The sequence below is a fragment of the Acetobacter fallax genome, assembly GCF_011516735.1.
Classification (GTDB): Bacteria; Pseudomonadota; Alphaproteobacteria; order Acetobacterales; family Acetobacteraceae; genus Acetobacter; species Acetobacter fallax.
In genome coordinates this window covers 1-8,263 of record NZ_WOSX01000075.1, presented here as the reverse complement: position 1 = coordinate 8,263, position 8,263 = coordinate 1, and the positions used below count along the sequence as shown (strand labels likewise).

The window sequence follows — 8,263 nt, the reverse complement described above, 5'->3', positions numbered from 1 at the left end:
CAATCTGCTCAAAACGCAGACTGGACGCCATCGCAAAAACCGTCAATCAAATCGCCAAAACCCAGAAATTACCGGCCAAGCACATCAATCAAGGGTTCTTCGATCCCTCCACCTGAATCGCCGGATCCACGAGACGGACCAGCGCATACACAGCCCGACAATGGCCGGCGTTCTGGATCAGGGGACTGTAGATCAGGCGAGGTGCCGCGTCGGCGTCTTCCCCTGCGAAACGCTGGCGCCATCTCTCGTCTTCCGGGTGCCCGGTCAGTTCGCCACCATAGCGCTTCGTTTCCACGACATGGATGCCGGCTGCACTGAGAAACAGGTGGTCGATCTGGGTGGTCCGCTCATTTTGAGCGGGCAGGATGACATCGTGGAGGACGGGAAGCCCGCTGCGGTTGAGAATGTCAGAGACGGCGTTCTCGCCCTTGTCACCCTGAATCCCCGCCCGGAAGGACCGCCAGACCGCCTGTTCATGGGGCGTGAGGCGGGGATGTCCGGGGTTTCTAACGCCGCGTCGGCGTAATCTCACCATGAAGCCCACCTGCTCTTGTTACGAATGTCTCCTGCTCTGGCTTAGCTGACAATCATGCGACCCGCCTGGTGGGGGGTAGAAGTAACGAAAATGGCCGCGTTGGGGGGGAAGCCGTCCGGCCGCTTTGGAGCGGCCAGACAATCTTTCCAGCCGTTCACTCGACGACGTATGACAGCCAGTGTGCGCCCATGGCGGTCGCTTTTGGCACCACTCTTCGCGCTCATTACCGGGCGTTCAAGGTCATCCTGCCGCCGAGAGGAATAGAAATCGGTCTGGGGACAAAGCCCAAGTGTAACCTTTCGAAAAAGTTTCATTCAGCGTTGACGAAACGAAATAATAAATCAAGGAACTAGTTCATCGATCGCTTGCACGACGGCATGGATATATTCCGAAGCCTGCCGCGCTTGATTTGGATCGCAGGCGCGAAGGATGCCAGTAGCTTCATCAAAATCAGCATTGTGAACAATCATATCGCGGCGATACGCGATACTATTTAGTCTACGTTTTGCAGACTTATTTTCAACGCCAAGCTTAGCAGCGATCGCATTCCACTTGTGCTGTTCGTTCCAAACGAAAGCGAGCCCGTCGGCTACGTCCTCAGCCTTCTGAAATGTTCGGAATTTCACAGCCAGCGAAATAATCTTTCTAAACTCAAGAACCTGCTGCGCAGGCGTTACCGAGTGCAAAGCGAGAAGAGACGCCATAGGCACTGTTTCATTCAATAGCTTCTGGGATAGCGGGATGCTATTGGCAAAATGAAGCGTTCCCTTCTCGACGATCAATTCCGAGATGTAGAAGTCGAGCGCAGAAATTGACGCTACCCAAACAAATCTTAGGCTAAAGTCCGCCGCGTAACCAACTCCCTTAAGATGATTATAGATTTCGATTGCTTCCGCACATTGTTTAATGTGCTCTTCAAATCTGTCAAATGCGGCAGTCATTGCTAGCAAGCATCTCTATCTTGGAAGCAATTGCTTCATAAATTACATCAAAAGATTCGATGTTTCTTACGGCCTTTTCTTTGACAATGCCCTGAATGTTGTCAGCCTTTAAAGCTGTGTCATCAAGTTTGAAAATTGGAAGATCAGCAAGATTTGCTGTGTGAATGAGACCCTGAAAATCTGGTATACGCGCCAAGGCATGCAAGCCCTTATTGTCGGCGGCGAGTTTGTCCTTCCACTCGTCAAAAGCTCGCTGATAGCACTCCGGCTTGGCCGTCATTCCCGCAGCTTGTAAAGTGGGTACCAATCGCTGCTCTACCTGCTCATCGATTTGCGCGATCCGCTCGTCAAATTTTCGGGCAGCTTTGCTGGCGTGTTTGTTGAACCTGGAATTCAGGGTACCAAGAAAAACTGGTCTTGAAGCATGAAGAGGATAGTCCGCGTCTTCAAACTTATGGAAGTTCGCGTCTTTCCAATTCATCCAGCGAACGAGATGATTGCCTAGTGTGCCCACAGCCATCAGCGAGAATGGATCCGGGTTCGTTGGGACAATAAAAGCGTCCGATGCGATGAAAAGGTTTTGATTAATTGCCCCTAGACCAGGATTGAGATCGATTAAAGTGTAATCAATCTCATGTTGGGCTTCAATCATGCCAATAAATGCTTGGAGTGCACCGGGCAAATTCTTCATCACTGACAAGGTGCCGCCTGTCTCTTGCGCGAGACTGATTTGTCCTTCGTAAGCAGCGAGTTCAGCGTGCCCCGGTAAAACGAATAGGTTTGGATTATTGGCGGCGCTCGGACAATCGAATGGCTCTAAAGCTGATGGCTTTCCCTCTAGAACTGGCGAAACTCCGTCCTTTATGTTTTTGCTTTTTGTAGAATCGTCTTCGTAATATTTGTCGAATACGTCAAAACCCAATGCAAGTGCAGTCAGATTTACCTGCGAGTCACCGTCCACCAACAGGACCTTATTTCCGTGCTCTGTCAGCTTCCAGCCTATATTATACGCGGAGACGGTTTTCCCAGTCCCGCCTTTATGATTGAAAATGGCAATTCTCGTCGACATTGGACCCCCAAAAGCTAATTTCTCTATCGGTAGCGAGCGTATCCTAGGAATGGACACGGCGAAAGCCATGGACGGCCAGCTTTCGCTAGCATCCGTCCGCTAGGCTCAGGACTCATTCTTTGAGATAGAAGATGAAACTTGCTGCGATATGGATTGCTGACATGAATGTGTGAGCGCACCGGTCGTATCGTGTTGCGACACGCCGCCAGTCTTTGAGCTTTGCGAACATGTTTTCGATGAGGTGACGCTTTTTATACAGATGCCAGTCGTAAGGCGGCTTTGATTTCCGGTTCTTCTTCGGCGGAATACAGGCGGTGATATTCCGGTCTGCGAGAGACTGTCTGATTTTATTACTGTCGTATCCCCGGTCCCCGAGAATTTCTTGTGTTTCTTCCGGCAGATTTGCCAGCAGAACATCCGCGCCTTTGAAGTCACTGACCTGACCTGCGGTCAGATGCAGCCGGACAGGGCGGCCCTGACTATCGCATACAGCGTGAAGCTTTGAGTTCAGTCCGCCTTTCGTGCGTCCGATATGGCGGGGAAAAGCCCCTTTTTGAGCAGGGAGGCCGCGGTCCGGTGTGCTTTCAGATGTGTTGCATCGATCATCAGACGCTTCGAACGGCCTGCCTGCTCCGTCAGGGCGACGAAGATCCGGTCAAAGACACCCAGGCGGCTCCACCGGATAAACCGGTTGTATAAAGTCTTGTGCGGGCCATACGCTTTCGGGGCGTCTTTCCACTGAAGGCCGTTGCGGATCACGTAAACGATCCCGCTCAGGACACGACGGTCATCGACACGCGGCACACCATGCGCCAGTGGAAAAAACGGCTTAATCCGTTCCATCTGGTGCTCAGACAGCAAAAACACGTCACTCACAGCTTCACCTCCTTCGGTAAACCTGTGAATCACAACAGCCCGCTCAACTCAAGAAATTAACAGGTCCTGAGCCTAGGTATGCCAATGTGCCGAAGAGAGAGCCAACTCGGTGTTTAGTCCCGGGCTTTAATTGTGTGGCATTTTCACGTGAATGAAGGAAGCATTGCATTATGGACGGTCGTCACGACCATGTATGCCGTGCGAACAGCAGTACAGCGATCGCGGGCTTCGCTCACGGCGCTGAGTGAGGAGTTCGGTATCAACCCGGGAACGGTTGCCACGTGAGGGACGCGTCAGACTGACGAAGGCCAGTAGACAGGACCAGAAGCCAGCGTTTCAAACGTTCCCCGATTGGGTTCTTTCATCTCGGTATCAGCGGAAATCGAGAAAGCTGAGGGCAAGCTGTGCCTCTTCGTAAGCCATCGCCCGGACCAGCAAATTCACTGTCACACGACTGGCCGAAAAAGCCGATGAAGACTTCATGGAAAAGCAGGGTTTTGTTTGCTGAGTTCATCGCAAGCAGCTTTATCTCAAACCGATGCCGAAGCATATCCAGAGATCCAGTGCCAGAAAATCCGTTATCAGATCCCATATCGAGCATGTCTTTGCCGATTGAAAATCACAGACAGGACTGTTTGTCCAAAACTTGAAATTAGGGGCTGGACGCATATACTAACGGCTCTTCGATCGCTACATTTCATCGCACGTTGCGCATGGGAAATCTCGTGAAAAAGCTTTACGAGCCTGACCTTCCACTCCTACGGGTAGATACGCTTTCTTGGCGCTGGTGATGCTAATTTTGAAGCTGTGATCAAGGTTGCACACCCAGGATCTTAAAATATCAGTTCCAGATTAAACGTTGCGCGATCGTCTTCGCCTCGTCTAGAGCGGTTCCACCGAACTCTGAATCGAGAGGAGACACTGAAGGTGAAATGTGATTCACCGTTTTTGTTGATGGAGACGGTGATGGCACGAGCATTGAGTGATAATCTTCGGGAGCGGGTTGTGGAAGCTGGAGTTGCGGGAGCACCGGCCCGCTCGCTTGCAGCGCAGTTTGGAGTTGAGATTTTGTCAGCGATCCGCTGATTGCGTCGGGAACGTGAAGGCGGCGATCGCCAGGGTAAGCCACGCGGGTCACGGCTGGACGCGCATGAAGCGTTCATTGCTGGCATGATCGAGGTGCTGAAAGACATTACGCTCAACGAGATGCTGGCGCGCCTGCAAAGCGAATGTGGCATCGAGATTGGCCGTAGCATGCTCAACCGCTGGCTGCGGCAGCACGGCCGGACATTCAAAAAAGACCGCTCATGCACTGGAGCAGGAGCGTGAAGACGTCTTGAAGCGACGGCAGGAGTGGTTCGCTCTCCAGCCCGATCTCGATCCGCAGCGACTGGTGTTCATTGACGAAACCAGCCTCTCAACGAAACTGGCCCGTTTGCGCGGGCGTGCCTTGCGCGGGGAACGCTGCCGCGCCGGTGTGCCGCACGGCCACTGGAAAACCACGACCTTCACCGGTGGGCTACGTCTGACAGGCCTGACCGTGCCCTTCGTACATGATGGTCCCATGAACGGCACAATCTTTCAGGTCTACGTCGAACGGGTTCTTATCCCGACACTGAAGCCGGGCAATATCGTCGTGTTGGACAATCTTCCGGCGCATAAGCTTTCTGCAATACAGAAGGTCATTGAGCAGGCAGGGGCGGAACTGATGTTCCTTCCGCCATACAGCCCGGACTTCAATCCCATCGAGATGACCTTCTCAAAACTCAAGGCCTTGCTGCGCGCCAGAGCCGAACGGACTGTCCGTGCTCTGTGGGATACCGTCGGCGCGCTGCTTCCGGCTTTCACATACAGTGAATGCGCCAGCTTCTTTACAGCCGCTGGATATGAACCAGACTAAAGTGGAACCGCTCTAGAGCACTCAAATGAGCAAAACGCTTCTCAAAACGGAAAACAGACCTTTTCAGGACTCATTTTCTCCAATCAGTGCATGGAATTGTAATCATAGGGCAGGTCTTAAAACCAGAGAACTTTTCCAATCATCTATTTTTTTGCGTTATATCCACTCGCATATAGCGACAGTGGCGGGAATGACGACGACCATGCCGAGCGTCGTGAGCAGCATGATGCTGGCTGTTTCTACCTCGCACTTCCCATACTGCTGGGCAAACAGGGCAGACGGTGTGGAGGTAGGCATCGCACTTGCGACAAAAGCTGCTTTCGCCATAGCGGATTTTAGTCCCCATGCCTTGAGGGCGACGAAGAAGACTGCTGGTTGCAAGACGACACAGACGAGCGATCCCAGTATAACGGTCCTAGATCTGAGATTAAGGGAATAAGACGCAAGCGCGAGCCCGCAGGCGAAGATCGCCGCTCCTGGTGCGCAGACTGCTAGAGGCTTGAGCACGGACACGGAAACCGGCGGCATCGTCAGACCGGACAGAGACACGATGGTGCCCAGCACCGGTGCCCACACAAGGGGGTTCTTGATCGTTTTTCCAAGCGTTCGGGCCAACGAGGGTCTCGACGTTTCTGACCTGGACGCGCTCTCGAGCAGGTAGATGACGACTGAAACCTGTAAGAGGTTTGTGACAACCGCAGCCAGACCGACTACGCCGCCGCCGACCGTATCGCCATAGATTGGATCGAGGACCGTCAGGCCATAGATCGGTGCGGCTGTGGAGGACACCGCATAGCCGAGGAGGACTGCGGTCAGCCGGTCGCGCGTCATCATGCACAGGACGAGATAGCTCACGCCAAAGAAGAGCGAATATCCGATGATCATGACCACAACGAGTGGCCCCTGCTGAAGGAGCAAGTCGCGTTTGAAGGTCGCCATGCTGAGGAAGAGCGCAACCGGCAGGGCATATTTCAGCGCGAAATGACTGAAACCGATGGCCTGATCGTGATCGAAATCCTTGTACTTCCCGGCCAGATAGCCCAGCCCGAATATGAGGACAACCGGAGCGATGGCGGCGACGAGTATCACGAGATTCACGGATCTGCTCCGGGTTGGTGAGAGAAGGCCTCATCATCCCCGGTGATCGGCTCGAGCCGATCACCGGGGATGACTTAGGTATGTCAGAGTTCCTTGTAGACCGGCTTGTAGAGCAGCCCCTCGATCCAGGCGCGGATATTTTCCGGACGCTCGACGGTGGCCTGTCCACTATCGAAGATATGCTCCGCAACCCGCGTGGCGGTCGTCACTTCGGTCTCCAGGATGTTGGCTTGGAGCGGGAACAGCATGCCATGCTCGCGTGCGCTCGGCCCCACCTGATCCGCTGTCGCGGCGGCGGCGGTGATGAACATATCGTCCGTGATCCGCGCGGGACGGGTCGCGTAAACGGCGAGGCCGATTGCCGGAAAGATATAGAAATTGTTGGCCTGTCCCGGGTGGTAGCTCTTTCCCTGATATTCGAAGTCCGGAAATTGGACTCCAGCGGCGTATAATGCTTTGCCTTTTGTCCAGGTATAGGCCTGCTCGGCCGTACATTCCGCCTTGTTCGTCGGATTGGAGAGCGGGAAGATCACCGGCCGCTCGTTCAGTTTTGCCATCTCGCGGACCACCTCCTCGGTGAATGCGCCGCCGATGGTGCTGACGCCGATCAGAATGGTCGGCTTGAAGGTTCTGACGACCTCGAGAAGATCTTTCGTCGGTTTCGCCTCGTGCGCGAACGGCTTCTGCCACTCGTTGAGATCGGTCCGGCTGGTCTCGATCAGACCGTTGACATCGATCAGTACGATACGCTCACGCGCTTCGGCCTCGCCCAGACCCGCTTCGACCATCGCCGAGACAATCATACTTGCGATACCGATCCCGGCTGAGCCTGCGCCCAGAAAAAGGACGCGCTGATCGGCGAAAGTCTCGTTCTTGATCTGCAGTGCCGTGGTCAGGCCTGCTACCGCGATCGCTGCGGTTCCCTGAATATCGTCATTGTAGCACAGGACCTTGTCGCGATAGCGGGCGAGAAGCCGCATCGCATCGGTACCTTTCCAGTCCTCGAAATGAATGCAGACACCGGGAAACACGTCTGTAGCGGCTTCGATAAATGCGTCTGAGATCAAATCCACCTCCGCTTCGTCTGGCGGGAGCTCGCGCAGACCAAGATAAAGCGGATCGGCCCGGAGCGCCGCGTTCGTGGTGCCTATGTCCAGTAGCACAGGCAGCAGCGCCTCGGGCGGCACCCCCGCGCAGGCGGTGTAGAGCTGGAGCTTGCCAATGGGAATGCCCATGCCGTTAGCGCCGATATCGCCAAGACCGAGAATACGGCCGCCGGTGGACACACAGATGAACCGAACGTCTTTTACCGGCCAGTTGCGCAGAATTTTTTTGAAGCGACCTTTCATGTCGCGCGTGAGATACATGCCCGCGCTGCCGCGATAGATATGTCCGAATGCCAGACAGGCATCAGCCACGGTCGGATCATAGACAATCGGCACAAACCGCGCGGGGTCGGACATCAGCGTGTGGTAGAATAGCGTCTTGTTCCTGGCCGCCAGGCTCATGAGATAGATGTAGCGTTCGAGATCATTCGGCTTTGCGGCGAGTTGCGTCTGAACCCTCTCCAGTTGCCGGTCGATGTTTTCCACAGTCGGAGGAAGCAGACCTTCAAGGCCGAGCGATTGACGCTCAGTCATTGTAAAGGCGGTTTCCTTGTTGAGGGCGGGGTTGTTGAGGATTTCCTGTCCCCGGATCGTGCTGGCGTGGCTCATGTGTTCTCCTCGCGGTTCGGTAATCCCCCCATTTTTAGTGGGGCATTGAATGAGAATTCAGGCAGCTGTTTTTAGTTTCTGGGCGGGGGTTAGCCCGCTGTTCCCCATGTTGGGTCTGTCATGGTTATA

6 protein-coding genes and 3 pseudogenes are annotated in these 8,263 nt (G+C 54.3%); 3 read left to right on the top strand and 6 right to left on the bottom strand.

Annotated elements, in window-relative coordinates:
• Nucleotides 1-88: 88 nt before the first annotated feature.
• The 4 genes from GOB85_RS17875 to GOB85_RS17860 all read right to left on the bottom strand — a co-directional run bounded on the left by GOB85_RS17875 (nt 89) and on the right by GOB85_RS17860 (nt 3,421).
• Nucleotides 89-535 (bottom strand): nuclease-related domain-containing protein, encoded by a 447-nt coding sequence (locus tag GOB85_RS17875; protein WP_173578739.1) that lies wholly within the window; start codon nt 533-535, stop codon nt 89-91.
• A 341-nt stretch (nt 536-876) separates the two neighbouring features.
• The gene (locus tag GOB85_RS17870; RefSeq protein WP_173578740.1) at nt 877-1,476 is read right to left on the bottom strand and encodes a hypothetical protein; all 600 of its coding nucleotides are present in this window, start codon (nt 1,474-1,476) and stop codon (nt 877-879) included.
• Nucleotides 1,460-2,545, bottom strand: coding sequence for a ParA family protein (locus GOB85_RS17865; RefSeq protein WP_173578741.1), 1,086 nt, complete (start codon nt 2,543-2,545; stop codon nt 1,460-1,462). Before GOB85_RS17865 ends, GOB85_RS17870 begins: the two co-directional genes overlap by 17 nt.
• A gap of 112 nt (nt 2,546-2,657) precedes the next feature.
• Nucleotides 2,658-3,421 (bottom strand): IS5 family transposase gene (locus tag GOB85_RS17860; RefSeq protein WP_099045773.1). Its coding sequence is split into 2 segments (ribosomal slippage): nt 2,658-3,088 and nt 3,088-3,421, totalling 765 coding nucleotides; the frame shifts between segments, so codons are not numbered across the junction.
• Nucleotides 3,422-3,610: 189 nt separating this feature from the next.
• Between GOB85_RS17860 and GOB85_RS19835 the strand changes: the two are divergent.
• From GOB85_RS19835 to GOB85_RS17850, 3 pseudogenes are all read left to right on the top strand, one after another.
• Nucleotides 3,611-3,893 (top strand): annotated as a pseudogene (locus GOB85_RS19835) (hypothetical protein); the annotation flags it as partial.
• Nucleotides 3,885-4,034, top strand: a pseudogene (locus tag GOB85_RS19090) (IS5/IS1182 family transposase); the annotation flags it as partial. The pseudogenes GOB85_RS19835 and GOB85_RS19090, both read left to right, overlap by 9 nt.
• Before the next feature lie 353 nt (nt 4,035-4,387).
• A pseudogene (locus tag GOB85_RS17850) lies at nt 4,388-5,321 on the top strand (IS630 family transposase).
• Nucleotides 5,322-5,477: 156 nt separating this feature from the next.
• Here the strand turns inward: GOB85_RS17850 and GOB85_RS19745 are convergent.
• Both GOB85_RS19745 and GOB85_RS17840 read right to left on the bottom strand, forming a co-directional pair.
• Nucleotides 5,478-6,419, bottom strand: a complete 942-nt coding sequence (locus GOB85_RS19745) for an AEC family transporter (RefSeq protein ID WP_019087324.1) — start codon at nt 6,417-6,419, stop codon at nt 5,478-5,480.
• Between the two features lie 83 nt (nt 6,420-6,502).
• Complete coding sequence (locus tag GOB85_RS17840; protein WP_166319075.1) at nt 6,503-8,134, bottom strand: NAD-dependent malic enzyme; 1,632 nt, start codon at nt 8,132-8,134, stop codon at nt 6,503-6,505.
• Between the last annotated feature and the right edge of the window lie 129 nt (nt 8,135-8,263).